At 65.5% G+C, this 24,255-nt stretch carries 24 protein-coding genes, 1 tRNA gene, 1 pseudogene and 1 riboswitch; of the genes and pseudogenes, 16 read left to right on the top strand and 10 right to left on the bottom strand.

Annotated elements, in window-relative coordinates:
• Positions 1 to 170: 170 nt before the first annotated feature.
• Positions 171 to 683, bottom strand: coding sequence for a GcrA family cell cycle regulator (locus IVB07_RS36365; protein ID WP_007597869.1), 513 nt, complete (start codon positions 681 to 683; stop codon positions 171 to 173).
• Positions 684 to 1,138: 455 nt separating this feature from the next.
• Between IVB07_RS36365 and IVB07_RS36360 the strand changes: the two genes are divergently transcribed.
• The 3 genes from IVB07_RS36360 to IVB07_RS36350 all read left to right on the top strand — a co-directional run bounded on the left by IVB07_RS36360 (position 1,139) and on the right by IVB07_RS36350 (position 4,458).
• Positions 1,139 to 2,341, top strand: a complete 1,203-nt coding sequence (locus tag IVB07_RS36360; protein ID WP_247767412.1) for an aspartate aminotransferase family protein — start codon at positions 1,139 to 1,141, stop codon at positions 2,339 to 2,341.
• Complete coding sequence (gene argF / locus IVB07_RS36355) at positions 2,341 to 3,276, top strand: ornithine carbamoyltransferase (RefSeq protein ID WP_018456070.1); 936 nt, start codon at positions 2,341 to 2,343, stop codon at positions 3,274 to 3,276. Before IVB07_RS36360 ends, argF begins: the two co-directional genes overlap by 1 nt.
• A 162-nt stretch (positions 3,277 to 3,438) precedes the next feature.
• The gene (locus IVB07_RS36350) at positions 3,439 to 4,458 is read left to right on the top strand and encodes an Hsp33 family molecular chaperone (protein ID WP_026233079.1); all 1,020 of its coding nucleotides are present in this window, start codon (positions 3,439 to 3,441) and stop codon (positions 4,456 to 4,458) included.
• Between the two features lie 61 nt (positions 4,459 to 4,519).
• Here IVB07_RS36350 and apaG read toward each other — a convergent pair whose 3' ends face one another.
• Positions 4,520 to 4,912 carry a Co2+/Mg2+ efflux protein ApaG gene (apaG, locus tag IVB07_RS36345; protein WP_026233080.1) on the bottom strand — a complete coding sequence of 131 codons (393 nt, stop codon included), beginning with the start codon at positions 4,910 to 4,912 and terminating at the stop codon, positions 4,520 to 4,522.
• 204 nt (positions 4,913 to 5,116) lie between these two features.
• Between apaG and IVB07_RS36340 the strand changes: the two genes are divergently transcribed.
• Genes IVB07_RS36340 through IVB07_RS36330 form a run of 3 tightly spaced genes read left to right on the top strand, consistent with a single transcriptional unit; the run spans position 5,117 to position 8,166 of the window.
• On the top strand, positions 5,117 to 6,382 hold the full coding sequence (locus IVB07_RS36340) for an OpgC domain-containing protein (protein WP_085349686.1): 1,266 nt from the start codon (positions 5,117 to 5,119) through the stop codon (positions 6,380 to 6,382).
• The gene (locus IVB07_RS36335; protein WP_247767411.1) at positions 6,382 to 7,161 is read left to right on the top strand and encodes an SGNH/GDSL hydrolase family protein; all 780 of its coding nucleotides are present in this window, start codon (positions 6,382 to 6,384) and stop codon (positions 7,159 to 7,161) included. Before IVB07_RS36340 ends, IVB07_RS36335 begins: the two co-directional genes overlap by 1 nt.
• A 12-nt stretch (positions 7,162 to 7,173) precedes the next feature.
• On the top strand, positions 7,174 to 8,166 hold the full coding sequence (locus IVB07_RS36330; protein ID WP_026233081.1) for an SGNH/GDSL hydrolase family protein: 993 nt from the start codon (positions 7,174 to 7,176) through the stop codon (positions 8,164 to 8,166).
• Between the two features lie 54 nt (positions 8,167 to 8,220).
• On the opposite strand, the gene IVB07_RS36325 is transcribed toward IVB07_RS36330, so the two are convergent.
• Positions 8,221 to 9,417, bottom strand: a complete 1,197-nt coding sequence (locus IVB07_RS36325) for an O-succinylhomoserine sulfhydrylase (RefSeq protein WP_007615678.1) — start codon at positions 9,415 to 9,417, stop codon at positions 8,221 to 8,223.
• 70 nt (positions 9,418 to 9,487) lie between these two features.
• Positions 9,488 to 9,567: riboswitch (SAM riboswitch) on the bottom strand.
• 110 nt (positions 9,568 to 9,677) lie between these two features.
• Here IVB07_RS36325 and IVB07_RS36320 point away from each other — a divergent pair.
• The 4 genes from IVB07_RS36320 to IVB07_RS36305 all read left to right on the top strand — a co-directional run bounded on the left by IVB07_RS36320 (position 9,678) and on the right by IVB07_RS36305 (position 14,151).
• Positions 9,678 to 10,784, top strand: coding sequence for a 2'-deoxycytidine 5'-triphosphate deaminase (locus tag IVB07_RS36320; protein ID WP_247295970.1), 1,107 nt, complete (start codon positions 9,678 to 9,680; stop codon positions 10,782 to 10,784).
• A gap of 177 nt (positions 10,785 to 10,961) precedes the next feature.
• Positions 10,962 to 11,390 (top strand): PAS domain S-box protein, encoded by a 429-nt coding sequence (locus tag IVB07_RS36315; RefSeq protein WP_018456077.1) that lies wholly within the window; start codon positions 10,962 to 10,964, stop codon positions 11,388 to 11,390.
• 104 nt (positions 11,391 to 11,494) lie between these two features.
• Positions 11,495 to 12,544, top strand: a complete 1,050-nt coding sequence (locus IVB07_RS36310; protein ID WP_204513160.1) for a hypothetical protein — start codon at positions 11,495 to 11,497, stop codon at positions 12,542 to 12,544.
• A gap of 161 nt (positions 12,545 to 12,705) precedes the next feature.
• Positions 12,706 to 14,151 carry an MATE family efflux transporter gene (locus IVB07_RS36305; protein WP_018456079.1) on the top strand — a complete coding sequence of 482 codons (1,446 nt, stop codon included), beginning with the start codon at positions 12,706 to 12,708 and terminating at the stop codon, positions 14,149 to 14,151.
• Here the strand turns inward: IVB07_RS36305 and IVB07_RS36300 are convergent.
• From IVB07_RS36300 to IVB07_RS36280, 5 genes and pseudogenes are all read right to left on the bottom strand, one after another.
• Positions 14,148 to 14,653 (bottom strand): annotated as a pseudogene (locus IVB07_RS36300) (hypothetical protein). The gene IVB07_RS36305 and the pseudogene IVB07_RS36300 overlap by 4 nt on opposite strands.
• Before the next feature lie 100 nt (positions 14,654 to 14,753).
• The gene (locus IVB07_RS36295; protein ID WP_018456081.1) at positions 14,754 to 15,155 is read right to left on the bottom strand and encodes an SRPBCC family protein; all 402 of its coding nucleotides are present in this window, start codon (positions 15,153 to 15,155) and stop codon (positions 14,754 to 14,756) included.
• Between the two features lie 195 nt (positions 15,156 to 15,350).
• Complete coding sequence (locus tag IVB07_RS36290; RefSeq protein WP_026233083.1) at positions 15,351 to 15,710, bottom strand: VOC family protein; 360 nt, start codon at positions 15,708 to 15,710, stop codon at positions 15,351 to 15,353.
• Between the two features lie 56 nt (positions 15,711 to 15,766).
• A complete protein-coding gene (locus tag IVB07_RS36285; protein ID WP_018456083.1) occupies positions 15,767 to 16,606 on the bottom strand; it encodes an AraC family transcriptional regulator in 840 nt (279 codons plus the stop codon).
• Between the two features lie 9 nt (positions 16,607 to 16,615).
• Positions 16,616 to 17,194, bottom strand: coding sequence for a methylated-DNA--[protein]-cysteine S-methyltransferase (locus IVB07_RS36280; protein ID WP_018456084.1), 579 nt, complete (start codon positions 17,192 to 17,194; stop codon positions 16,616 to 16,618).
• Positions 17,195 to 17,366: 172 nt separating this feature from the next.
• Between IVB07_RS36280 and IVB07_RS36275 the strand changes: the two genes are divergently transcribed.
• Positions 17,367 to 17,440 (top strand) — tRNA-Gly (locus IVB07_RS36275).
• Positions 17,441 to 17,444: 4 nt separating this feature from the next.
• Here IVB07_RS36275 and IVB07_RS36270 read toward each other — a convergent pair.
• The gene (locus IVB07_RS36270; protein ID WP_018460107.1) at positions 17,445 to 18,437 is read right to left on the bottom strand and encodes an alpha/beta hydrolase; all 993 of its coding nucleotides are present in this window, start codon (positions 18,435 to 18,437) and stop codon (positions 17,445 to 17,447) included.
• Between the two features lie 188 nt (positions 18,438 to 18,625).
• On the opposite strand from IVB07_RS36270, the gene IVB07_RS36265 reads away from it, so the two are divergent.
• Both IVB07_RS36265 and IVB07_RS36260 read left to right on the top strand, forming a co-directional pair.
• On the top strand, positions 18,626 to 19,207 hold the full coding sequence (locus IVB07_RS36265) for an XRE family transcriptional regulator (protein WP_018460106.1): 582 nt from the start codon (positions 18,626 to 18,628) through the stop codon (positions 19,205 to 19,207).
• A 10-nt stretch (positions 19,208 to 19,217) separates the two neighbouring features.
• Positions 19,218 to 19,685 (top strand): GNAT family N-acetyltransferase, encoded by a 468-nt coding sequence (locus IVB07_RS36260; protein ID WP_085384941.1) that lies wholly within the window; start codon positions 19,218 to 19,220, stop codon positions 19,683 to 19,685.
• Between the two features lies 1 nt (position 19,686).
• On the opposite strand, the gene IVB07_RS36255 is transcribed toward IVB07_RS36260, so the two are convergent.
• Positions 19,687 to 20,214, bottom strand: coding sequence for a DUF1003 domain-containing protein (locus IVB07_RS36255; RefSeq protein ID WP_018460104.1), 528 nt, complete (start codon positions 20,212 to 20,214; stop codon positions 19,687 to 19,689).
• Between the two features lie 111 nt (positions 20,215 to 20,325).
• Between IVB07_RS36255 and IVB07_RS36250 the strand changes: the two genes are divergently transcribed.
• The 3 genes from IVB07_RS36250 (at position 20,326) to xylA (ending at position 24,244) form a co-directional block, all read left to right on the top strand.
• Positions 20,326 to 21,384 carry a LacI family DNA-binding transcriptional regulator gene (locus IVB07_RS36250; protein WP_018460103.1) on the top strand — a complete coding sequence of 353 codons (1,059 nt, stop codon included), beginning with the start codon at positions 20,326 to 20,328 and terminating at the stop codon, positions 21,382 to 21,384.
• Between the two features lie 82 nt (positions 21,385 to 21,466).
• Complete coding sequence (gene xylB, locus IVB07_RS36245; RefSeq protein ID WP_018460102.1) at positions 21,467 to 22,921, top strand: xylulokinase; 1,455 nt, start codon at positions 21,467 to 21,469, stop codon at positions 22,919 to 22,921.
• Positions 22,922 to 24,244, top strand: a complete 1,323-nt coding sequence (gene xylA, locus IVB07_RS36240; RefSeq protein WP_026233946.1) for a xylose isomerase — start codon at positions 22,922 to 22,924, stop codon at positions 24,242 to 24,244.
• Positions 24,245 to 24,255: the final 11 nt, after the last annotated feature.

Raw genomic sequence — 24,255 nt, 5'->3', positions numbered from 1 at the left:
GCGAGCGCTGATCCGGGACCCATAACCACCGAACGTGGTTTGGCGAAGACTCGGAGTGACCCCTTCCGCACGATTATTGCGTGCTCGGAGTATGGGTCCCGGCCCCCCGTGCGCAATTGCGCACTAGGCCGGGACGACACTGAAATTGTTGAACTGTCTTCGCGTGACGACTAACGGGGACCCGGCTTTACCGGTGCGCGGCGCCGATCCGACGCGGGCTGGTACGCAACGCGCGAGTGCTGGGCGCAATAGGGCAGTCCGGACAGCGCCCTTCCACCGCAGAAGAAGAAGTCCGGGCTCGAGGGATCGCCGACCGGCCAGTGGCAGGTCGCCTCGTTCAATTCCAGCAGCGACAGCCGCTGGCTCATCGGCACCACGTTGTCGTAGGTGACCGGATCCGGCTCAGCCTCGACCTCGAAGGCCTGCGCCAGCGCGGTGTTGCCGCGCGAGATCGGGCGGCTCACCCGCATCATGTGCTGCGCGGGGCGCGCCTTGCGCGGCCGCGGCGCTGCCGATGATGGGCTCTTGGCGCGGCCCGAAAGGCCGAGCCTGTGCACTTTGCCGATCACGGCATTGCGGGTCACATTGCCGAGCTCCGCCGCGATCTGGCTGGCCGAAAGTCCGGCCTCCCAGAGCTTTTTCAGCTGCTCGACGCGATCATCGGACCAGGTCAAAACCGTCATTGCACCCTTTCCCTCGCTGCGCGCCAGCCATCCTGGGGCCTCGCAGCGAATGCCTAAGCCTTCAAAAACCCGTGCCGCCAGAATCCCTTAAGGCTCGCCGGGCGCGTCTTGAACGCCCGAACGTTTACGCCGGTACATAAGGACTTAAAGATCAGAACCACTGCACGAGATGTCGTATCTGACAATCCAAACGCTACAATATGGCGTGACTCCCGCGCAAGAGTCCGCCGACTCGCTTCCACATGTTCCGTGGCCAAATCCCTCTAAATCGGCACCGCAAGACTACGGATTCAGCGTTTCGCGAGGCTTTCCGGGCGGCATTGACACCCGTTTCACCAGGCCTAAGATAGTCGCACGTGCCGCCCTCAAGAGGCGGCACGTTTCGTTTTCCGGGCCGGTCGATGGTGCGTTGCGCAATGCACGCTCACTCCGTCCGCAACATTCAAGTGACCATCATGACTAACAGCGCAGCGCCGCATTTGCTCCCCGTTTTCGCCAGGTCCGACCTTGGTTTCGAGCGTGGCGAAGGCTGCTGGCTGATCGCGACCAATGGCGAGCGCTATCTCGATTTCACCTCCGGGGTGGCGGTGAATGCGCTCGGCCATGCCCATCCGGCGCTGGTCGCGGCGTTGCAGGAGCAGGCCACCAAGCTCTGGCACATGTCGAATCTGTTCCAGAGCCCGGACGGCGAAAAGCTCGCCGCGCGCCTGTGCAATGAAAGTTTCGCGGATTTCGTGTTCTTCTGCAATTCCGGCGCCGAAGCGCTGGAATGCGTGATCAAGGTCGTGCGCCGTTATCACGCCGCAAAGGGTCATCCCGACCGCTATCGCATGATCACCTTCGAAGGCGCCTTCCATGGCCGCACGCTGGCGACGCTGGCCGCAACGGGATCGGCAAAATATCTCGAAGGTTTCGGCCCTCCGATGGAGGGCTTCGACCAGGTTGCGCATGGCGATCTCGATGCCGTGAAAAAGGCAATCGGTCCGCAGACCGCCGGCATCCTGATCGAGCCGATCCAGGGCGAGGGCGGTGTGCGTTCGGCAACGCCCGCCTTCCTGAGGGCGTTGCGCCAGCTCTGCGACGAGAAGGGTCTGTTGCTCGCCTTCGACGAGGTGCAGACCGGCATGGGCCGCACCGGCGATCTGTTCGCGTACCGCCGCCTTGGCGTCGAACCCGACGTGATGTCGCTGGCCAAGGCGCTCGGCGGCGGCTTCCCGATCGGCGCCTGCCTTGCGACCGCCGAAGCGGCGTCCGGCATGACGCCGGGCTCGCACGGCTCGACCTTCGGGGGCAATCCGCTCGCGATCGCGGCTGCGAACGCCGTGCTCGACGTCATGCTCAAGCCCGGCTTCTTCGACCACGTGCAGAGGATGTCGCTGCTGCTCAAGCAGAAGCTCGCCTCCGTGATCGACCGTCACGGCGATGTCGTCAGCGAAGTGCGCGGCGAGGGCCTCCTGATCGGCATCAAGGCCGTGGTGCCCTCCCGCGATCTCGTTGCAGCCTTGCGCGACCAAAAGCTGCTCACCGTCGGTGCCGGCGACAATGTCGTGCGTTTCCTGCCGCCTTTGATCGTCACCGAAGCCGAGATCGAGGACAGCGTCGGGCGGCTCGAGCGCGCCTGCACCGCGTTGTCCGGCAACAAGCGGGCGGCAAGCTGATGAGCAAGTCGCCCGATAAAACACCGAAGCACTTCCTCGATATCAACGAGCTGCCGCTGTCGGAGCTCAAGCGCATGCTCGCTGCGTCCTCCGCGATGAAGGCGAAGCAGAAGGCGCATCAGCCGGTCAGGCCGCTCGAAGGCAAGACCCTGGCGATGATCTTCGAGCGCCCCTCGACGCGGACGCGGGTGTCTTTCGACGTCGCCATGCGCCAGCTCGGCGGCGAGCCCATCATGCTCACCGGCGCCGAAATGCAGCTCGGCCGCGGCGAGACCATCGCCGACACCGCGCGCGTGCTGTCGCGCTATGTCGACGCCATCATGATCCGCATCCTCAATCACGATGCCCTGCTGGAGCTTGCAGCGAACGCCACCGTGCCCGTCATCAACGGCCTGACGCGCCGCTCGCATCCCTGCCAGGTGATGGCGGACCTCATGACCTACGAGGAACATCGCGGCCCGATCGAGGGCAAGACCGTGGCCTGGACCGGCGACGACAACAACGTGCTCGCCTCCTGGGCGCACGCCGCCGAGCGCTTCAAGTTCCAGCTCAATGTCGCGACGCCTCCGGAACTCGCGCCGAAAAAGGCGATGCGCGACTTCATCAAGGCGACCGGCGCGCCGATCATGCTCGGCACGGATGCCGAAGCCGCCGTGCGCGGCGCCGATTGTGTCGTGACCGACACCTGGGTGTCGATGGGCGACAAGGAAGGCAAGCACCGCCACAACGTGCTCAAGCCCTATCAGGTCAATGCGCAGCTGATGTCGCTTGCCAAGCCGGATGCGCTATTCATGCACTGCCTGCCCGCCCATCGCGGCGAGGAGGTCACCGACGAGGTGATCGACGGTCCACAATCCGTCGTGTTCGACGAGGCCGAAAACCGCCTGCACGCGCAAAAGGGCATTCTGGCCTGGTGCTTCGACGCGGTGAAGTAATCCGGGCCGGTATCCGCCGTGCCGGCGAAGTAGGTCGTCATCGTCGTCCTGGCCTTCGCCAGGACGACACCGAATTTGCCGTGCTTGCGTACGATCCGTGCTGCATTCTGGATGCAGCCCTCACCCCTTCCAATTCCGCCTTCCGACCCCAGATAAAGCGCCATGGTTTCCCAATCCCCTGATATGAAAACCGGGCCTGAAGGCCCGGTTCGCGCGCCATCCGCGGTTCCGATCGATGACGCCGTGCTGCCTTACGAGGTCGACGCGCTCGATGTGCGCGGTCGGCTGGTGCGGCTTGGTCCGGCGCTCGACGAAATCCTGACCAAGCACGATTATCCCGCGCCGGTCGGCAAGCTGCTCGGCGAGGCCATCGTGCTGACCACGCTGCTTGGCTCCTCGCTGAAGTTCGAGGGCCGCTTCATTCTCCAGGCCCAGACCGACGGTCCGGTGTCGTTCCTGGTCGTGGACTATCAGGCGCCGGATCGCCTGCGCGCCTATGCGCGCTACGACGCCGCGCGACTCGGCGAGGCCAAAGATACTGGCACGCATTCCGGCGCGCTGCTGGGCCACGGCCATCTCGCCATGACCATCGACCAAGGCCCCGACATGAGCCGCTACCAGGGCCTGGTCGCGCTCGACGGCGGCAGCCTCGAAGACGCCGCTCACGAATATTTCCTGCGCTCCGAGCAGATCCCGACACGCGTGCGTCTCGCTGTCGGCGAGGAATGGCGTTCGAACGACGGCGGCAAGCATCGCTGGCGTGCTGGCGGCATGCTGATGCAGTTCCTGCCGAAGGCGCCCGAGCGTGCGCGGCAGGCCGATCTGCATCCCGGCGATGCGCCCGAAGGCGTCGAAGTGCACGCCGTCGCTGAAGACGATGCCTGGGTCGAGGCACGCTCGCTGATCGAGACCGTCGAAGACGTTGAGCTGATCGATCCGGAGCTGTCCGGGGAGCGGCTGCTCTACCGCCTGTTCCACGAGCGCGGCGTGCGCGTGTTCAATCCGCTGCCCTTGAAGGCGCAATGCTCCTGCTCGCGCGATGCGGTGGCATCGATGCTAAAGAGCTTTTCGTCTGACGACCGTGCCGCGATGGTCAAGGACGACAAGGTCGTCGTGACCTGCGAGTTCTGCAGCTCGGTGTACGAGTTCACGCCGGATGAAGCAGGCGTGGAAGACGCGTAAGGCGTTAGCCTGCAGGTGCGATAGGGTCGGCCAAAGCGGAGCGCGCCCACCATCTCCTGCCCTAGTTCAACACCCGCTTGTTGTCCGGGCTGTCCAGCGAGAACGTCGGCACGTCAATTTCGAAGCGCTCGCCAGTCGCGCTGACCATCTGGTAGCGGCCGGTCATGAAGCCCGAGGCGGTCGTGAGCGGGACGCCGGAGGTGTATTCGAAGCGTTCGCCGGGCGCGAGCGTCGGCTGCTCGCCGACGACGCCCTCGCCCTTCACCTCCTGCTGCCGGCCCGTGGCGTCGGTGATGATCCAGTGCCGCGTCTTGAGCTGCACGGTCTCGTCGCCGGAATTGGTGATGACGACGGTATAGGCCCAGAAATAACGGGAGCGGTCAGCCGACGACTGCTCCGGAACAAAGTTCGGCTCGACGGTCACTTCGATCTGGCGGGTCACGGCGCGGTACATGATTGCCATCATACCGAAAACCGCCCGGGAACCAAACGCCGGAGACGCCTTGGCGACATCGTCCCGCCAGAATTCGCAGGGAAGTACACGTCCAAATGGGCTTGCAAATGTACTTGCTTGTGATCCGGTCGCTTTGCGAGATGACGGCCGGACCGGTACACTCCTTGCCACGTCGCGATTTGCGGAAGGGTTTTTAGGCCCCCGATGACCATTGCCGACCAAGTGACGGGATCGACGATCGCGGGAACCGCTAAACCTGTGGAGGTCAAGTCCGCGGGAGCGAAGCGGCGCGCGGCCGCGCCGGCCATTTCGCTGCCAGCCATCGGCGAGCGCGAGCTCCGGCTGGACCTATTCCGCGGCCTTGCGCTGTGGCTGATCTTCATCGACCATTTGCCGCCGAGCCTTCTGACCTGGTTCACGATCCGCAATTACGGCTTCAGCGACGCCACCGAGATCTTCATCTTCATCTCCGGCTATACCGCCGCCTTCGTCTACGGTCGGGCGATGCTGGAGTCCGGCATCGTCGTCGCCACCGCGCGCATCCTGCGGCGCGTCTGGCAGATCTATGTCGCCCACGTCTTCCTGTTCACGATCTTCCTTGCCGAAATCTCCTACGTCGCGACCAGGTTCGAGAACCCGCTCTACACCGAAGAGATGGGCATCATGGATTTCCTCAAGCAGCCCGACGTCACGATCGTGCAGGCGCTGCTGCTGCGCTTCCGTCCGGTCAACATGGACGTGCTGCCGCTCTACATCGTGCTGATGCTGGCGCTGCCCTTGATCCTGTGGCTGATGAAGTGGCGCCCCGACGTGACGCTCGGCCTCTCGGTCGCGCTCTACGCGGTGACCTGGGAATACGACCTCTATCTGTCGGCCTATCCGAACGGCTTCTGGGCCTTCAATCCCTTCGCCTGGCAATTGCTGTTCGTGTTCGGGGCATGGTGCGCGCTCGGGGGTGCGCGACGCATGTCGCACATTCTGGCTTCGCGGGTGACGATGTGGATCGCGATCGCCTATCTGGTTGCGGCATTCTACGTGACGCTGACCTGGTATGTGCCGCAGCTCTCCCACTTCATGCCGAAGCGGCTCGAGCAGTGGATGTATCCGATCGACAAGGCCGACCTTGACGTGCTGCGCTTCACGCATTTCCTGGCGCTGGCCGCGCTCACCGTGCGCGTCCTGCCCCGGGACTGGCCGGGCCTGAAATCGCCCTGGCTGCGGCCGCTGATCCTGTGCGGCTCGCATTCCCTGGAGATATTCTGTCTCGGCGTCTTCCTCGCCTTTGCCGGCCATTTCATCCTGGCCGAAGTCTCGGGCGGCCCGGTCATGCATGCGCTAATAAGTCTCTCCGGAATCCTGATCATGTGGGCCATGGCCTGGCTGATTTCGTGGTACAAGCGGGTGGCTGACAAGAGCGGTTCGAAAACCAAAAGCGCCGTCGGCAGCGCCGATATGGCGGGAGGGGGCTGATGAAGGCGAAGGTTTTCCTGAGCCTGATCCTGCTGTGCGGTGGTCTCGCCGCGCCTCCGGCGCGCGCGGACGATGCTGCGCCGGCTGCTTCAGCCGCGCCCGCAGCCTGTGAAGTGCCGTCCTATCTGCTCACCAGCGAAAGCCAGCTTCCCAAGGTCGCCGATGCCGTGAAGGCCGGCAAGCCGCTCGAAATCCTGGTCATCGGCAGTCGCTCGACCACGATTCCGGCTTCCGAGGACGCCTCTTATCCGGCGCGGATGCAGGCCATCCTGAAGGACAAGCTGCCGCCGTCCGAGACTGTGCACGTCTCCGTAGAAATACAGAGCAAGAAAACGGCCGAGGAGGCGGCTGCCAGCTTCGTTAAGCTGATGGAAGCAAGAACGCCTACTTTGGTCATCTGGCAGACCGGGACTGTCGATGCTATCCGAGCCATCGATCCCGATGATTTTCGTGGCGCGGTGACCGAAGGGGTTGTTGCGTTGCAAAAGGCAGGGGCTGACGTCGTCTTGATGAATTTGCAGTACAGTCCGCGTACCGAAACCATGATCTCGGTGCCGCCATACCTCGACAATATGCGGGTGGTGGCGCAGGAGCACGATATTCCGCTGTTCGATCGGTTCGCGATCATGCGGCAGTGGAATGATCAGGGCCAGTTCGACCTATTCAGCCCGTCGCGCGGGCCCGAGTTGGCGAAGCAGGTCCATGATTGCCTTGGCCGGGCGTTGGCACAGTTCCTGATCGACGCTGCCCATCTGGAGCCGGCCCAGCAGCAAAATTGAGGTCTAGCGTTAATGAGTTCTCTCCGCCCTTTTTGCCTGACGGCATGGCTGGCTGTGCCCGCAGCAGCGGTGCTGCTGTTGCTGAGTCCGGCCTCGCAGTCCCACGCGCAGACGCAGGCCGCGCAGGCAACACCGGCCCCGCAGCAGTCGGCTGATCCGGCTCCCGCTTCACCGTCCCAGACCACCGTCGCAGCGACGTCCCCCGACCAGCGCGGCATCACGGCGCGCGCCATCGACAAGGTGAAGCAGGTCGCGAAATCCGCCGGCGACATCTTTAGCCGCGTGCCCTGCCTGTCGCCGAAGGGCGGCTCGAAGGCGATGGGCTCGCTGCCGCATGTCGCGGGCAAGCTCGTCGCCGGCCAGCCCGTCGTCATCGTCGCGTTCGGCTCGTCGTCGACCGCGGGATTCGGCGCGAGCTCGCCGGAGTTCAACTATCCCAATCGCCTTGCCGCGCAGCTGCACCGGCACTATCCGACCGCCGACATCACCGTCGTCAATGCCGGCGTCGGCGGCGAGGATGCGCCCGAGATGATGAAGCGTCTCCAGAAAGAGGTGATCGACGTGCATCCGGATCTGGTGATCTGGCAGGTCGGCACCAATGCCGTGCTGCGCAATCTCGATCCTGGCGAGACCGCCAAACTGGTCGAGGACGGCATCGCTCGCATCCAGGCCACCGGCGGCACCGACATCGTGCTGGTCGATCCGCAATATTCGCCCGCCGTCAACCAGCGCGCCGAGAGCGCCGGCAAGATGGTGAAGCTGCTCGGCAAGGTCGCCGAGCTCCGTCACGTCGGCATCTTCCCGCGCTTCGAGGTGATGCGCGACTGGCACGAGAAGCAATCGCTTCCGGTCGAGAGTTTCGTGATCGCCGACGGACTGCACATGAACGATTGGGGCTATGCCTGCTTCGCCCAGCTCCTCGGCGACGACATCATTCGCTCCGTCGGCCAGATCAAGCTCGGCGTGAACGTGCCCGCGGACGTGCGGACGTACCGGCCAATGTGACTTGTCGTCCCGGCCCCCATGCGCAATTGCGCACTAGGCCGGGACGACAATAACTCACGCCTTCTCCAGCGCCGCGGTCAGATCCTCGATCAGATCGTCCGCGTGCTCGAGGCCTGCCGAGAAGCGGATGAATCCTTCGCTGATGCCGAGCGCGGCGCGGTCCTCCGGCTTCAAACGCTGATGCGTCGTGGTCGCGGGATGGGTGACGAGGCTCTTGGCGTCGCCGAGATTGTTCGAGATCTTGGCGAGCTTGAGCTCGTTGAGCACGCGGAACGCCGCCTGCTTGCCGCCCTTGACCTCGAGGCCGACCAGCGTCGAGCCGCCGCGCATCTGCTTCTTCACCAATGCAGCCTGCGGATGATCGGCGCGGCCGGGAAACACCAGCCGCGAAATCTTCGGATGGCTCGCCAGCACGTCCGCGATGCGCGCCGCCGTCTCGGTCTGCGCGCGCACGCGCACGGCGAGCGTCTCCAGCCCCTTGAGCAGGACCCAGGCGTTGAACGGCGAGATCGACGGGCCGGTCTGGCGCATGAAATTGTGGATGTGCTCGGCGATGAACGCTTCCGAGGACAGGATGATGCCGCCGAGACAGCGGCCCTGGCCGTCGATGTGCTTGGTCGCGGAATAGACCACGACGTCGGCGCCGAGCGCGAGCGGGCTCTGCCAGATCGGGGTGGCGAACACGTTGTCGACGACGAGCCGCGCGCCGCCACTATGCGCGATCTCGGCAATGCCGGGAATGTCGAGCACGTCGAGCGTCGGATTGGTCGGGCTCTCCAGGAAGAACGTCTTGGTGTTCGGCTTCATGGCGCGCTGCCACTGGTCGAGATCGAGGCCGTCGACCAGCGTGGTCTCGATGCCGTAGCGCGGCAGTAAATCCTGCACGACGTAGAGACACGAGCCGAACAGCGCGCGCGAGGCCACGACGTGATCGCCGGCCTTGAGCGGCGCCAGGATCGCGGTCGTCACCGCGGCCATGCCGGTCGCGGCCGAACGTGCCGCTTCGGCGCCTTCGAGCTCGATCATGCGGCGCTCGAACATCGAGATGGTCGGATTGGAGTAGCGTGAATAGATGAAGCCGGGGTCCTCGCCCTTGAACCGCGCCTCGCACTCCTCAGCGCTGTTGTAGACGTAGCCCTGGGTCAGGAACAGCGACTCCGACGTCTCGCCATATTGCGAGCGTAAGGTGCCGGAATGAACCAGGCGAGTTTCGGGACGGTAGTGGGCGGTTGGCGCCGGGGACTTCGACATAGGACCTCCTGAAGTGACCATCGAGAATGGTCACAAAAAAACCGGCCTGGAATATCTCCACGGGCCGGGATCACAGAGGTCCCCGGCCTGTTTAGCGACTTATTTAACGTGGCTGCAAGCCGGCCGGCTCAAATCACCACGGGATAAGTCATGCTCATATTCCGCAATGCCCTTTCCGTCAAGACGTCCATCGGATAGCCGTAAAACGCTCATATTTCCCGCATGTCGGGATGTGTTTGATCCCTGATGAGGACCCCGGGTTGACGTTCACGGTCGCCGCCGACGCCAATGGTATCCTGCCCGACCGCATGATCGCGGCGATGGCGGAGGGCGGTCTCATCCTGCCCGCTTACGACTTCGTCGAAAGCCAGATCCAGCCGGCGAGCCTCGATTTGCGTCTTGGCGATATCGCCTATCGCGTTCGCGCCAGCTTCCTGCCCGGTCCCGGCGCCACGGTCGCCGAGCGCATCGACGAGTTGAAGCTGCACGAGTTCAGCCTCGCCGACGGCGCGGTGCTGGAGACCAACTGCGTCTACATCGTGCCGCTGCTTGAAAGCCTCGCGCTGCCGCCGGAAATCGTCGCGGCCGCCAACCCGAAGAGCTCGACCGGCCGGCTCGACGTCTTCACCCGCGTGATCGCCGACGGCACCCGCCGCTTCGACATGATCGGTGCCGGCTATCACGGCCCGCTCTATGCCGAGATCAGCCCGAAGACGTTTCCGGTGCTGGTCAGCGAGGGCTCGCGCCTGAGCCAGGTGCGCTTCCGCACCGGCGATGCCATCCTCAACATCGACGACCTCGAGGCGCTGCACGCGACCGAGCGTCTCGTCGATATCGACGATGCCGACCTCACCGGCGGCGTCGCCGTCTCTGTTGATCTCTCCGGCGAGAAGAGCGGCGGCTTCGTCGGCTACCGCGCCAAGCGCCACACCGGCGTCATCGACGTCGATCGCCGCGCCGGCTATTCCGTCGAGGACTTCTGGGAGCCGATCTCGGCCCGTCCCGACGGCAGCCTGATCCTCGATCCCGGCGAGTTCTATATCCTCGCGTCGAAAGAGGCGGTGCAGGTGCCGCCCGATTACGCCGCGGAGATGGTGCCGTTCGATCCGCTGGTCGGCGAGTTCCGCGTGCATTATGCCGGATTCTTCGATCCCGGCTTCGGCTATGCCGGCGCCGGCGGGCTAGGCTCGCGCGCCGTGCTCGAAGTGCGCTCGCGCGAGGTGCCGTTCATCCTCGAGCACGGCCAGATCGTCGGCCGCCTCGTCTACGAGAAGATGCTGGCCCGCCCCGACGCGATGTACGGCCAGCGCATCGGCTCGAACTACCAGGCGCAGGGCCTGAAGCTGAGCAAGCATTTCCGGGTGTAGGGATAGCCTCACCTTCCGCTGTCATGCCTCGGCTTGACCGGGGCATCCAGTACGCCGTAGCCTATTGGTTCGATCACATCCGCCTCTGGAATACTGGATCGCCCGATCAAGTCGGGCGATGACACCGAATCTGTGTCAAGATGGGAAGTGAATCCGGGCTACGTCCGAGGTGGCGAAATGACAGATCAATCCGAACTCGACGCAAGAATCCTCGACGACGTCGCCGACGCGCTGATCTATTCGGATCGCTCCGGCACGATCATGCGCTGGAACCGCGCATCGTCCGCACTGTTCGGCTTCTCGGCGGACGAAGCGCTGGGCCAGAATCTCGACCTGATCATTCCCGAACATCTGCGCGCCGCGCACTGGAAAGGTTTTGAGGCCGCGCTTGCCAGCGGCGCGATGAAGCTTGCGGGCAAGCCGACACTGACCCGCGCGCTGCACAAGGACGGACGCAAGCTCTACATCGAGATGACCTTTGCGCTGGTGCGGGACGCCGCTGGAGTGGTGCAGGGATCGGTGGCGATGGCACGCGACGTCACCGAGCGCGTCGAGCGCGAGCGTGCCGCCAAAGCCTCGCAAACTAAGCCTGCGCAAAATTCGTGATGCGGAATTGGCGCGCCGGCGTGCAGGGCTCCCTGCGTGCGGCTCAGCTTGTCCGTCACCGGATGCAGTGACACACTCGATCAGAACAACGATCGGGAGCGAACATGACCGCACCAGACCCCGCGCAGGAAGCTCAATGGAAACGCTGGCGCGCGGTTGCCGATCTCTATCACGCCTACTTCACCGGTCTGATCCTCACCGTGGTCACGCGTCGCGGCACGGCAGATGCTGCGGAGTTCGTCTTTCGCGTGTTCCGCCGCCAGCAGCAGGAGCGCTTCCTGCCGGGGCTGGAGAAGCTCGGGCTGAGCCATCTGCCGCCCGCCGTGGCAGCCGCGCAATATCACTATCTCTCGAACTGGATCGGCGGCGTGCACGTCGAATACATGTATGAGAGCGACCGCAAAGCCTGGATCCGCTATCCGCCGCCGCGCTGGATCTGGAAAGGCACTGCCATCTGCGGCGTGCCGGGCGAAGTCTCGCGCGCGATGCTGCGCGGCTGGCACGCCAACAACGGCGTGGCGCTCGGCGATACCAGATTGGGGTTCGTCTGCACCAAGCAGAGCGTCGACGGCCAGGACGGGCTCGAAGGCTACTATTATCAATATGACCAGCCCCTCGAGCTCGACCAGCGCCTCGTGTTCGCGCGGCACCTCGAAGCCCCGCTGTTCGATGCAGCCGCGGCTCCGGCGTTGCCGGTCGCAAGCTGGCCAAGGCCGAGACTGGAAAAAGCCTATCGCAACTATGCGATGGAATATGTGCGCACCGCCGCGCCCGTGATGGTGCAGCTGTTCGGTCCGGAGGATGCGGGCTATCTCCTGCACCTCACGGGCAAGCTGATCGGGATGCAATATTTCGATGAGGTCGCTGCGGCGCTGTCGATGGGCCGCGGCGGTGCGAGCGAATTCGCGACGTTCCTCAACGCGCTGTTTGTCGCGCAGGACGATGCGGCTGAGACGACGCAATCCGAGGGCACGTTCGAAATCCGTCAGCAGAGCTGGAGGTTGATGGAAGACGGCGCCGATAACCACTCCGCTTGCGCCAAGGTGCTGGCGGGGTTGTTCGAGGGGCTTGCGGCCGGGTGCGGCCGGCACATCGGCGTGCACCTGTCCCCGACACCGAGCGGTCGTCCGCCATTGCTCTGGACGATTGGGTAGACGACGGCGTCACCGCGCTGCCGCAGGGCACGCCTGCACCTAGCGCAGGAGGAATCGCTGCGCGTCGTGCTAACAAGCCTCTTGTTGCGCCCTGCGCGAACCAATTCATTGGCACACCCAAGCATTGCTGCGCCGGAAATGGCGCTTTGCCCGGAGAGGACATGTCAGACATCGCCGAAATCCCGGTCGATGAACAAGAGCGTCCGCTGCCGCCGCCTCCGCGCCCCGTGAGGAGCGCGCTGATGGACGGGCCGATCCTGCGCACGCTGCTCGGGCTGGCCTGGCCCAACGTGGTCGCGCTCTCAGCCGGCACCTGCACCGTGATTGCGGAGACCTCCTATATCGGACGGCTCGGCGTGGAAGCGCTGGCTGCGATGGCGCTGGTGTTTCCGACAGTGATCCTGACCATGACCATGTCAGGCGGTGCGATGGGCGGCGCGGTGGCCTCCGCCATCGCGCGCGCGCTCGGCGCGGGCGATCGCGAGCGTGCCGGGACGCTCGCCGCGCACGCGCTGCTGATCGGCATCAGCTTCGGCCTCGTCTTCATGCTGGGCATGCTGATCTTCGGGCCCAAGGTGCTTGAGATGCTCGGCGGCCGCGGCGACGTGCTGACGCATGCGATCGCCTACACCCAGGTGTTTTTCGGCGGCGCCGTGCTGCCCTGGCTGCTCAACACCATGGCCGGCGTCCTGCGCGGCACCGGCAACATGAAGCTGCCGTCGCTGTTGATCCTCAATTCCGCGGCCTGGCAGATCGTGCTCGGTGGCACGCTTGGCCTCGGCCTCGGTCCGGTGCCGCAATTCGGCATGCGCGGGGTCGCCGCCGGCGCGCTGATTGCCTATTGCATGAATATCGGCGTGATGGGCTGGTACCTGTTCTCCGGCCGCGCCCGCGTGACGCCGAAGCTGCGCGGACTTCGCATCCAATGGGCGATGTTTTTCGACATCCTCAAAGTGGGCACCATCGCCTGCTTCTCGCCGCTGCAATCGGTGCTGACGATCTCGATCTTCACTCACATGCTTGCGAAATTCGGCACCGCGATCCTGGCCGGCTACGGCATCGGTGCGCGGCTGGAATTCCTGCTGACCTCGATCGCGTTCTCGTTCGGCATCGCCTCGGTGCCGATGATCGGCATGGCGGTCGGCGCCGGCCGCATCGCCCGCGCCCGGCGCATCGCCTGGATCGCAGCGGCGAGCGCCTTCGTCGCCGTCGGTGCACCGGCGTGCCTGGTCGCGGCCTTCCCCGATCTCTGGGTGAACATCTTCACGGACAGCGCGACCGTGCGCGCCACCAGCCACCAATATTTGTCGACAGTGGCGCCGTTCTACGCCTTCATCGGCCTCGCCTCGACGATGTATTTCTCGTCGCAGGGCGCTGCGAAGGTGATCGGCCCGGTGCTGGCGCAGACCGCGCGGCTGATCTACATCTCGGCTGTCGGCTGGTGGCTGTCGACGCATGATGCCACCGCGCAAAGCTTCTTCTGGCTGGCGGCGAGCTCGATGGTCGTGCTCGGCCTGCTCTCGTGCTCCAGCGTGGTGCTGACACGCTGGGGACCGCGCCAAACCAAACCTGCGATCAGGCCGGCTCTGTCGGCCGCCGCGGACTAGCGGTGCCTGTGGCGGCGATGGCCGCCACCACCGCCGACATTGGCGAGCCGCATCAGTTCTGAATCATCGCCATCATGTCGCCGCCACCGGCGCCGCCGAGCATGCCCATGATATCGCCGCCGCCGATGCCGCCCATTCCGGCCGGCATGGTGCCGCCTCCACCCATCGGCGCGTAGCCGCCGTAATTGGGCGCGCCGAAACCGCCGCCGAGGTTGCCGGCGCCGAGGCCGCCAATGCCACCGCCGCCCATCATGCCAAGACCACCACCGCCATTCTCCATCATGCGGCTCATCATCGGGCCCATGGTCTGCATCATCATGCCGAAGCGGCGCTTGCCCATCTTGGCCTTCATCATCTCGAGCATCGGCGCCATCTGGGTCATTATGTCCTCGCCGCCGGCACCGCCGCCGCCGAAGAACTGCGCCTTTGCCGGCGCGCTCGAAATCGAAAACATCAGCAGCACGGCGGCCGCCTGGCAGATCACCTTGTCCGCACCTCTCATGGCCTGCTCCTCGCGTGCGTGGCGCCGCCGGGAGAGCGGAGCCAACCGGACGCACGGCGCCATCGTTATTGCGGACGAGGGCTGGGCTCTGTGAGAAAGATCACGCAGCTGCGGCCGGAAACGCGCGGTGTATGGCGGCGACGGCGTCCTTGGTCTGTCCCTGCACATAGGGCGCGAGCTCGTTCGGCAGCATGTCGATGATCCAGACCAGGCGGCATCTCGCCTCGCCCTCGGCGATCACCTGCACCGAGGCGCTGTAATGCTTCAGCCGCTCGTTGTTGATCGCGTAGACCAGCCGCTGCCGCGCATCGTCGCAATCGACCAGCACCTCGCGCGCCACCGATCCGTTGGCGAAGGTGACGATGCGCGTGTCGCCGTCGAGCGTGCAGGCCGTGACGAAGCCCGGCGCCAACCGCCGATGCAGCGCGCCGAAATCGCGCACGGCATCCCAGACGTCGCGCGCTGGGGCGTTGAGGGGAATGTCGTTGTGGATGGAGGCCATGATGCAATCCTGGTTGAGTTCCTTGATGTAGAGAAGCGAGCGATAGCGCCGTCATCCCAGCTGTCATCGCCCGACTCCATCGGGCGATCCAGTATTCCAGAGGCCGCTGTGATTGAATCGAGGAGCTGCGGCGTACTGGATACCCCGGTCAAGCCGGGGGATGACAGCGTGTGTGTGTGGTGAGGGCTGCCGCGTTCACACACAGACCGCCTCAACATTGTTGCCATCGGGATCGATCAAAAACGACGCGTAGTAAGTCGGGCTGTAATCCTTGCGCGGGCCGGCGCCGCCATTGTCGCGGCCACCGCTCTTCAAGCCCTCGCTGTGGAATGCCTTGACCGCGTCATGATCCCCCGCGCGAAACGCGATGTGCACGCCATCGGCTTTGCGCCCCTTGTTCAGGTGCAGCCACAGCGCCGGCTCGCCCTTCGGCCCGAAGCCGGCATAACCATCGCCACTCGAGCACACGACATAACCGAGCGGCGCCAGCACCGCGGTGTAGAAGCGCGTGGCGGCGTCGAGGTCGGCAACGCGCAATCCGATATGGTCGTACATGGTCGTCTCCATTGCCAAAGCGCGCCACAATCGGCGCGCGCCGGAGACGAACCTAGTCAGTTGAGGGCAAGCTGCTCTTGGAGAATCTTGCGCTCTCCCTTCGAAGCCTGGCGGAACTTGGTCGGCGATACACCAGCGGCGCGGTGGAAGGTGCGGACGAAGTTGGAGAGATCGCCGAAGCCGACGTCGTAGGCGATGTCGGTGACTGCGATGTCGTCGTCAGTCAGCAGCCGCGCCGCATGCCGCAGCCGCGAGCGCACCAGATATTGATGCGGAGTGACGCCGAGCACGGCGGAGAACAGCCGCAGGAAGTGGAAGGGGCTGAGGCCTGCCTGCCGTGCCGCCTGTTCGAGGTCGACCTCGGCATGCGAGTTGGCGTCGATCCAGAGCGCGGCTTCCACGGCGCGGCGGCGATCACGCGCCGTCGGTGTCGTCGGCTTGCGCGCCTTGCCCGACACGACATCGACGAAACGACCGGTGAGGATCTGCCCGACCTCGTCGAGACCGAGGTCGCTGTTGCCATCTGCCGCCGTCTGGGCGAGCTCGCCCAGCACCATCAGCTCGGGCAACGGTGGCGTCGCGCCGACCTGCCAGACGTCGCTCCGGCCGCCGAGCGCGTCGACCAGATCCTCGCTGAGGAAAAAGGACAGGCAGACGTCGCCGGCGACGTGCTCATGTGTGCAGGTGTATTCCTCGCCTGGCGCGCCGACCAGCATCGAGCCCGCCACCAGCTCGAAGAAGCCGGCGCGGCAATGACAGCCAAAGCTGCCGGCGCGGACATAGGCGATGGAATGGCCGGTGCGGCACTCCGCAAACGGGCTGTCGTCCGGTCCCGCGTCGCAGCGAAACTCGGAGACGGTCATCGAGGGGGTGGTCAGCAGCGTTGTTGCATCCATCCTCCCTATCTAGGTGGAGGGTCTCGGTGGGGCAACGGGCAGCAGGACGTCGAACAGCGTCTTGCTGGCGATCGGATGGGTGCCCTCCAGCGACAGCAGCCGCCGCTTGGAGATTACGCCGCCATAGGGCGAGAGCCGGTCGGTGTAATTGCCGGCCTCCAGCACCCGGTGGCAGGGCACGATCAGCATGTAGGGATTTTTCGCGATCGCCTGTGCCACCGAATGCGCGGCGCCGGAGGCGCCCAGCGCCTTGGCGATCTCGTGATAGGTGCGCGTCTCCCCGCGCGGGATGGCGCAGGCCGCCTCGTAGACCCGCCGGTTGAAGCCGGGCACCCCGCTCGCGTCCAGGCTGACCTCGGAAAAATCAGCATCGCTGCCCTGCAGCAAGCTCACGATGCCCTCGATCGCGAACTCGGCGTTCGCGGAAGGCCGCTGCTCGCGTGCCTCGGGATGGATCTGGAAAATCCGGCGGCGGGTGTCGATCTCCCGCGCCTCCGGCAACTGCACGGCGACGACCCCGGTGCTGCTCCAGATGATGCCGCAGCGCCCTATGGTCGTGTCGAATATCGCGTAGCCATGCCCCACCATACACACGCCCCCACGCAACGTACGCTCTCCCCAGACCGCGACCATAACACCGCCACAATCCGCCGCACCCAAAATCGTACCGGAAACTTAAGAAGGGGCGGGCGGGCTGCGCCAAAGCGCTTGGCGAGATGCGCCGTCTCGGCTAATCAGAGCGGGCGCAAGCTGCGCATCCGCGGGCGTAGTTCAATGGTAGAACGGCAGCTTCCCAAGCTGCATACGAGGGTTCGATTCCCTTCGCCCGCTCCATCCTTTAGTTCGGCAGGCTCCGCAGAAATTCCACGATCGCCGCGTTCACCTCCGCCGGCCGTTCCTGCTGCGTCCAGTGTCCGCACCCCGGTAGCATCTTGATCTCGCGTAATTGCGGCACCCATTGCTTCATGTTGGCAACGTGCTCGGCGGCGCCAGGGAAGGCCATGACCATGTCGTAGTCGCCGGCGATGAAGAGCGAGGGCACGACCACCTTGACGCCCTCGAAGGCGCCCATCAGCTCCCAGTTGCGATCGATGTTGCGATAGTAGTTGAGCGGTCCGCGAAACCCACTATGGGCAAATTCGGCGCCGTAATAGTCGAGGTCCGCGCTGCTCAGCCACGACGGCAGCGGCACCTGCACCTTCGGCAGCATGCCGTCCTTGCGAGAGACCATGCCGACACCGGCGGTCCGCCCTTGACGCTCGGCATTGGCGCGGATCACCGCCGCGCCTTCGCCGGAACCGCCATAGAGCATCGCGCCGAGCGTTGCGCGCGTATCCCTTTCGAATTCTGCTTCGGCGACACCCGGCTCCTGGAAATACAGTTGATAGAACTGCGCATCCGCCGTCTGTGGCATTACGCTCGTCGGCCGCACCGGACTGCGTGGTCGATAGGGCACGCTAAGAATGGCGGCGGCGCGGAAGCGGTCGGGCCGCAGGCGCGCCGTGTGCCAGGCGATCGTCGCGCCCCAGTCGTGCCCGACGATGACGGCGTCCTTCGCCTCGAAAGCGTCGAGCACGCCGACGAGGTCGCCGACCATGTGGAGGATCGTGTACTGGTCGATCGCTTCGGGCCGGTCGCTCTTGCCGTAGCCGCGCATGTCAGGGGCGACCGCGTGGAAACCGGCTGCCCCCAGCGCCTCGAGTTGGTGACGCCAGGAGTACCAACCTTCCGGAAAGCCGTGGCAGAGCAGCACCATCGGCCCCTTGCCCTGCTCGGCGACGTTGAGGCTGATGCCGTTGGCCTTGATCGTCCGCTGCGTCGGTTCGCCCATGTCGCCGCCTCCCGGTCATCGTCGTTGGGTCTATCCTAGTCGGCCCTATAGGCTCCGCAAAGTTTCTAATATATTGGCCCCTCGCTTCCGGCACGCACGCATCGCCCAGCTTAAGCTTCTCGCGGCCCTGATGGGTGCGGTCCTCGTGTCGGCAATGTTCGGATCAGAGACCAGGACCTGTAAAGAAAATGGACCAGCAGAAACTCGATCGCGCGATCGGTCGTCGCTTGAAGACGCTGCGGACGCAGGCCGGCATGACGCTGAATGAGCTCGCAGGCCGCTCCGGCGTCAGCCGGGCGATGATCGGGCGGGTGGAGCGGGCGCAGAGCAGCGCGACGGCTGCGCTGCTGGGAAAACTCTGCGCCGCGCTCGACGTGTCGCTCAGCGACGTCGTCGCGCTGGCCGAAAAGCCGCCGGAGCGGCTGGTGCGGCTCGCCGACCAGCCGCACTGGCGCGATCCCGACAGCGGCTATCGCCGCCGTCACGCGTCGCCCACGGACGCGGCGAGCGGCATCGAGATCATCGTCGTCGATTTGCCGGCCGGTGCGCGGGTGCCATACAGCCCTTGGGGCCGCAATGCCTTCACCCAGCAGCTCCTGATGCTGGAGGGCGCGATCGCCGTGCACATCGACGCCAAGGCGGTTCGCCTGCGCGAAGGCGACTGTCTCGACTTCGATGTGATGCGCGCGGTGATCTTCGAGAACGAGACCAGACAGGACGCGCGCTACGTCATCATCACGCGCCGCGGCGCGTCCTACGGCAAGATGTGAGACCGTGACGATGCAGATCCGCACCGGCGACACCTTTGATCCGCGCGTCATCGCGCTGCTCGATCATCACGTCACGGCGGCGCGGGCGCAGACCGCGCCGGGCAGCGCCCATGCGCTCGATCTCTCCGGACTGCGCGCGCCCGACATCGCGTTCTGGACCGGCTGGGACGGCGAGACGCTGGTCGCCGTCGGTGCGCTGAAGACGCTGTCAGCCGAGCACGGCGAGGTGAAGTCGATGCACACGCTCCAGACCACGCGGCGGCGCGGCTTTGGCGGTGAGATGCTCCGCCACATCGTCACAGAAGCCCGCGCGCGCGGCATGGCGCGGCTCAGCCTCGAGACCGGCTCGTGGGACTATTTCAAGCCGGCGCTCGCGCTCTACCGGGCGCATGGCTTTGTCCTCTGCGGCCCGTTCGAGGGCTATGTCGAGGATCCCAACAGCCTGTTCCTGACCCTCGACCTGTCGGCCAGCCGATAGCTCAGGAGCGCGTCTCCTCGATCCTGTCGAGCACGCGCTCGGGAGCGATGTCGCGGCTTGCCTCCTCCAGATCCCGTTTCGAGTCGGGCTGGACATCGAGCCGCTCGGCGATCTGCGTAAGGAGGCGGGCAACCTTGGTCAATTCGTGCTCGGCGAGAAGGCTGATCTGGAGATCGAGATCGGCGCGCTTGTCCGCTGCTGCACTCATGCGGTTCTGCGAGATCAGCACGAATGTCGACAGGAAGATCGCCTCGACCGAAGCAATCATCGCCAGCACGACGAAGCTCTCGTCCCAGGCCGGGATTCCCGGCAGCCAATGCAGATTGGCGATGATCCAGAAGCCGAACACAGCGACATGGAGATAGACGAACGCCATGCTGCCGGTGAACGCCGTGATCGCATCGGCAAGCTTTTCCTGACCCTTGGCAGCGCGCTGCTCCCGGCGGCGGCGCTCGACCAGAGCCTGGATGTTGCGCTCGAGCGTCGGGCTCAATCCCTCGCCCGGATCATGGGTGATATCGTTATGCACAGGGCGGCAACGGCGGACGGGAAAGGCTGTTCCTGGGCTGAGCTGCGGGAAAATGCTGCCGCCTCTCAAAATGAGTTGCGTACCTCAAAACACCTCTGCTAGCCTTCAGCCATGGCCGAGACGCTCACCACGACCGCGCTGACGCTGAAGGACATCGCCCGCCAGGCCGGCGTCAGCCTCGCGACGGTGGACCGCGTCCTGCACAATCGGCCGGGCGTGCGGCCGGATACGGTCCGGCGCGTCAAGGAGGCGATCGAGCGCAATTCGTTCCAGCCGCACGTGGCCGCCGCCGAGCTCGCCCGCGGCCGCGCCCGCCGTTTCGCCTTCGTGATGCCGTCGGGGCCGAACCCGTTCATGCAGCAGATCCAGGATTATCTCGGCGAGATGTCGGGCTGGTTGTCGTCCCGCCGCCTTGGCGTCGAGACCGTCGCGACCGACGTGTTCGATCCGTCCATGCTCGCGGCATCCCTGGAAGGGCTCTCGGATGATTACGACGGTGTCGCTGTGGTGGCGCTGGATCATCCCAGGGTCCGCGCCGCGATCGACGATCTCGTCGATGCCGGCGCCAAGGTCGTGACGCTGGTCTCGGACGTGCCGTCGTCGCGCCGGCACCATTATGTCGGCATCGACAACATTGCTGCGGGGCGGACTGCCGGCGCGCTGGTCGGGCGGCTGGTCGGACAAAAGTCCGGCAAGGTCGCGATCGTCGCGGGCTCGCAGGGCCTGCGCGATCATGCCGAGCGCATTTTTGGCTTCAACCAGGTGATGGCGTCGGAATTCCCCGGCCTCACCGTGCTGCCGGTGCTCGAAGGGCGCGACGAGGACGCGCGTTCGGAGCAGGTGTTGACGCGGCTGTTGAGCCGGCATGCCGACATCGTGGGTCTTTATAATGTCGGCGCCGGTACGCAAGGCGTCGCCAACGCGTTGAATGAAAAGGCGTTGAGCGATGCCAGTCGCGACAAGCAGGCGGTGTTCGTCGGACACGACCTCACCGCGTTGACGCGTCGGCTGCTGCTGCAGGGCGTGATGCATGCCGCGATTTCGCAGAACCCCGGACATGAAGCGCGCGCCGCCGTACGTGTGCTGCTCGCGCTCGCCCGTGGCGAGCCGATCTTGCGCGAACAGGAGAAGATCAGGATCGACATCGTGATGCGGGACAATCTGCCTTAGCGGCAGGTGGAATTCAAAACGACCCGTTGCGGGTAAGGCGACTTTGAGTTCGCGCACCGCAACAGGCGAAAGGGAGGACGGCGTGTATCTCGGAATCGACATCGGCACATCGGGTGTGAAAGCGGTGCTCGTCAGCGAAGCCGGCGCTGTTGTCGCGACGGCGGCGCGCGAGCTTGCGCTGTCGCATCCGGCGCTGCTGTGGTCCGAGCAGGATCCCGATGCCTGGGTCGATGCGGCGGTCGGCGCGGTCGACGATCTTGCCGCCCGCCATCCCCGCGAGGTCGCGCGGGTGCGCGGCATCGGACTATCCGGCCAGATGCATGGCGCGACGCTGCTGGACGAGGACGGAGCGCCGCTGCGTCCCGCGATCCTCTGGAACGACGGTCGCTCGCATGCCGAATGCGTCGCGCTGGAGCGGCGCTGCCCGTCGTTGCATACGATCGCCGGCAATCTGGCCATGCCCGGCTTCACCGCGCCGAAGCTGCTCTGGGTCGCCAGGCACGAGCCGAAAATCTTCGCGCGCGTCGCAAAGGTGCTGCTGCCGAAGGCCTATGTCCGCTATCGCCTGACCGGCGAGATGGTCGAGGACATGTCGGACGCGGCCGGCACGCTATGGCTCGACGTCGGTCTGCGCCGCTGGTCGCCCCTGCTGCTGCATGCCACCGGGCTCGATCTCCATCACATGCCACGCCTGGTCGAGGGCAGCGACGTCAGCGCGACGCTCGCGCCGGACTACGCTCAACGCTGGGGCATGACTAGGGATGTCGTGGTCGCCGGCGGCGCCGGCGATAATGCCGCGAGCGCGATCGGGCTCGGCGCCATCGCGCCGGGCGATGCGTTTCTGTCGCTTGGCACATCCGGCGTGGTGTTCCGCGTCACCGATCGGTTTGCACCGGCGCCGGCCGCGGCGGTCCATGCGTTCTGTCACGCGCTGCCCGGCCGCTGGCATCAGATGGGCGTGATGCTGTCGGCGGCGGCTTCGCTGGCCTGGCTCGCGGGCGTGATGGAGACGCCGGCGCCAGCGCTGCTGGCGCCGCTCGGCGAGCGCGTCGATGGACCGAGTCCGGTCAAATTCCTGCCTTATCTCGACGGCGAGCGCACGCCGCACAACGATGCCGCCGCCAGCGGTGCCTTCGTCGGCCTGCGCGGTGCGACCGGGCGCTCCCAGATCGTTCAGGCCGTCCTCGAAGGCGTCGCCTTCGCTGCGCGCGACAATCTGGCGGCACTGAGCGCGGCGGGCGGGCCGCTTCCCGAGGTTGATCTCGTCGGCGGCGGCTCGCGCTCGCCGCTGTGGGCGCAGATCTGCGCCGATGTGCTCGGCATCCCCGTCCACCGCGTCGAGGAGGGCGAGGTCGGAGCGGCGCTCGGCGCCGCCAGGCTCGGACGGCTCGCCGCCACCGGCGAAGACGCGGCTGCGGTTTGCACCCGTCCGCGGCGGCTCGCGAGCTTTACGCCTCGCGCATCGGTCAGCGCGGCCTATGACGAGGCCTATCGCCGCTGGCGCGAACTTTATCCCGCGTTGAAGGAGTGTGCCTGAGTGACTGCGTCAGTGAAATTCTTCGATACAAGCGTACCTGTCGCCTTCGCCGGCGGAGATGCCGGCAACACGCCTGCCTTCCGCTGGTACGACAAGGACCGCCTCGTCCATGGCCGCAGGATGGAAGACCATCTGCGCTTTGCGGTCTGCTATTGGCACTCGTTGTGCTGGCCCGGCGGCGATCCCTTTGGCGGCGAGACGTTCCTGCGGCCCTGGCATCACGGCGCCGATGCGATGGCGCAGGCGCGCGCGAAGGCCGACGTCGCCTTCGAGCTGTTTCGCCTGCTCGACGTGCCCTTCTTCACCTTCCACGACGTCGATGCGGCGCCGGAAGGCAACTCGCTTGGCGAATCTGTTGCCAACCTCAATGCCATCGCCGATCTGTTCGAAGCGAAGATGGCCGCAAGCAAGGTGCGCCTGCTCTGGGGCACCGCCAATTTGTTCACGCATCGCCGCTACATGGCGGGCGCGGCCACCAATCCAGACCCGGAGATATTCACCTATGCCGCCGGCCAGGTCCGCGCCGCGCTGGAGGTGACGCACAGGCTCGGCGGCCAGAACTACGTGCTGTGGGGCGGGCGCGAGGGCTACGAGACGCTGCTCAACACCGATCTCAAGCGCGAGCTCGACCAGCTCGGCCGCTTCGTCTCGCTGGTGGTCGAGCACAAGCACAAGATCGGCTTCAAGGGACCGATCCTGATCGAGCCGAAGCCGAAGGAGCCGACCAAGCACCAATATGATTTCGACGTCGCCACCTGCTACGGCTTCCTCGCGCGTTACGACCTGCTGAAGGACGTCAAGCTCAACATCGAGCAGAACCACGCCATCCTCGCCGGCCACTCCTTCCATCACGAGGTCGCGCTGGCGGAGGCGCTGGGTGTGTTCGGCTCGCTCGACATCAACCGCGGCGACGATCTGCTCGGCTGGGACACTGACCAGTTCGCGATGAACGTGCCCGAGCTTGCCCTGGTGTTCCACGAGCTCCTGAGCCGCGGTGGCTTCAGCTCCGGCGGGCTCAATTTCGACGCCAAGATCCGCCGCCAGTCGATCGATCCCGACGATCTGATCCATGCCCATGTCGGCTCGATGGATGCCTGCGCGCGGGCGTTGCTCGCCGCTGCGGACATGCTCGACGCCGGCGTGCTCACTGGGCCGCTCGCGAAACGCTACGAGGGATGGGCCGGGCCTGAAGGCCGCGCCATTCTCGGCGGCCAGCGCTCGCTTGCCGAACTTGCCGACCGCGCGCACGGCCCGGGCTTTGACCCGCAGCCGCGCTCGGGCCGGCAGGAATATCTGGAATCCCTCGTCAACCGCTACGTCTGAGGAAGGCCGCT

The sequence above is a fragment of the Bradyrhizobium sp. 172 genome (assembly GCF_023101065.1).
In the GTDB taxonomy this organism is placed as follows: domain Bacteria; phylum Pseudomonadota; class Alphaproteobacteria; order Rhizobiales; family Xanthobacteraceae; genus Bradyrhizobium; species Bradyrhizobium canariense_D.
The sequence above is the reverse complement of the archived record's forward strand: the minus strand, read 5'-3'. Positions and strand labels throughout refer to the sequence as shown.

Coding starts and splice junctions, on each gene's coding strand:
- IVB07_RS36295 (WP_018456081.1), bottom strand. CDS start 15,155: ATGGCCTCCATCCACAACGACATTCCCCTCAACGCCCCAGCGCGCGAC.
- argF (WP_018456070.1), top strand. CDS start 2,341: ATGAGCAAGTCGCCCGATAAAACACCGAAGCACTTCCTCGATATCAAC.
- IVB07_RS36315 (WP_018456077.1), top strand. CDS start 10,962: ATGACAGATCAATCCGAACTCGACGCAAGAATCCTCGACGACGTCGCC.
- IVB07_RS36360 (WP_247767412.1), top strand. CDS start 1,139: ATGACTAACAGCGCAGCGCCGCATTTGCTCCCCGTTTTCGCCAGGTCC.
- IVB07_RS36310 (WP_204513160.1), top strand. CDS start 11,495: ATGACCGCACCAGACCCCGCGCAGGAAGCTCAATGGAAACGCTGGCGC.
- IVB07_RS36265 (WP_018460106.1), top strand. CDS start 18,626: ATGGACCAGCAGAAACTCGATCGCGCGATCGGTCGTCGCTTGAAGACG.
- IVB07_RS36305 (WP_018456079.1), top strand. CDS start 12,706: ATGTCAGACATCGCCGAAATCCCGGTCGATGAACAAGAGCGTCCGCTG.
- IVB07_RS36260 (WP_085384941.1), top strand. CDS start 19,218: ATGCAGATCCGCACCGGCGACACCTTTGATCCGCGCGTCATCGCGCTG.
- IVB07_RS36335 (WP_247767411.1), top strand. CDS start 6,382: ATGAAGGCGAAGGTTTTCCTGAGCCTGATCCTGCTGTGCGGTGGTCTC.
- IVB07_RS36365 (WP_007597869.1), bottom strand. CDS start 683: ATGACGGTTTTGACCTGGTCCGATGATCGCGTCGAGCAGCTGAAAAAG.
- apaG (WP_026233080.1), bottom strand. CDS start 4,912: ATGTACCGCGCCGTGACCCGCCAGATCGAAGTGACCGTCGAGCCGAAC.
- IVB07_RS36280 (WP_018456084.1), bottom strand. CDS start 17,194: ATGGTGGGGCATGGCTACGCGATATTCGACACGACCATAGGGCGCTGC.
- IVB07_RS36340 (WP_085349686.1), top strand. CDS start 5,117: ATGACCATTGCCGACCAAGTGACGGGATCGACGATCGCGGGAACCGCT.
- IVB07_RS36325 (WP_007615678.1), bottom strand. CDS start 9,417: ATGTCGAAGTCCCCGGCGCCAACCGCCCACTACCGTCCCGAAACTCGC.
- IVB07_RS36285 (WP_018456083.1), bottom strand. CDS start 16,606: ATGGATGCAACAACGCTGCTGACCACCCCCTCGATGACCGTCTCCGAG.
- IVB07_RS36250 (WP_018460103.1), top strand. CDS start 20,326: ATGGCCGAGACGCTCACCACGACCGCGCTGACGCTGAAGGACATCGCC.
- IVB07_RS36290 (WP_026233083.1), bottom strand. CDS start 15,710: ATGTACGACCATATCGGATTGCGCGTTGCCGACCTCGACGCCGCCACG.
- IVB07_RS36350 (WP_026233079.1), top strand. CDS start 3,439: ATGGTTTCCCAATCCCCTGATATGAAAACCGGGCCTGAAGGCCCGGTT.
- IVB07_RS36330 (WP_026233081.1), top strand. CDS start 7,174: ATGAGTTCTCTCCGCCCTTTTTGCCTGACGGCATGGCTGGCTGTGCCC.
- IVB07_RS36270 (WP_018460107.1), bottom strand. CDS start 18,437: ATGGGCGAACCGACGCAGCGGACGATCAAGGCCAACGGCATCAGCCTC.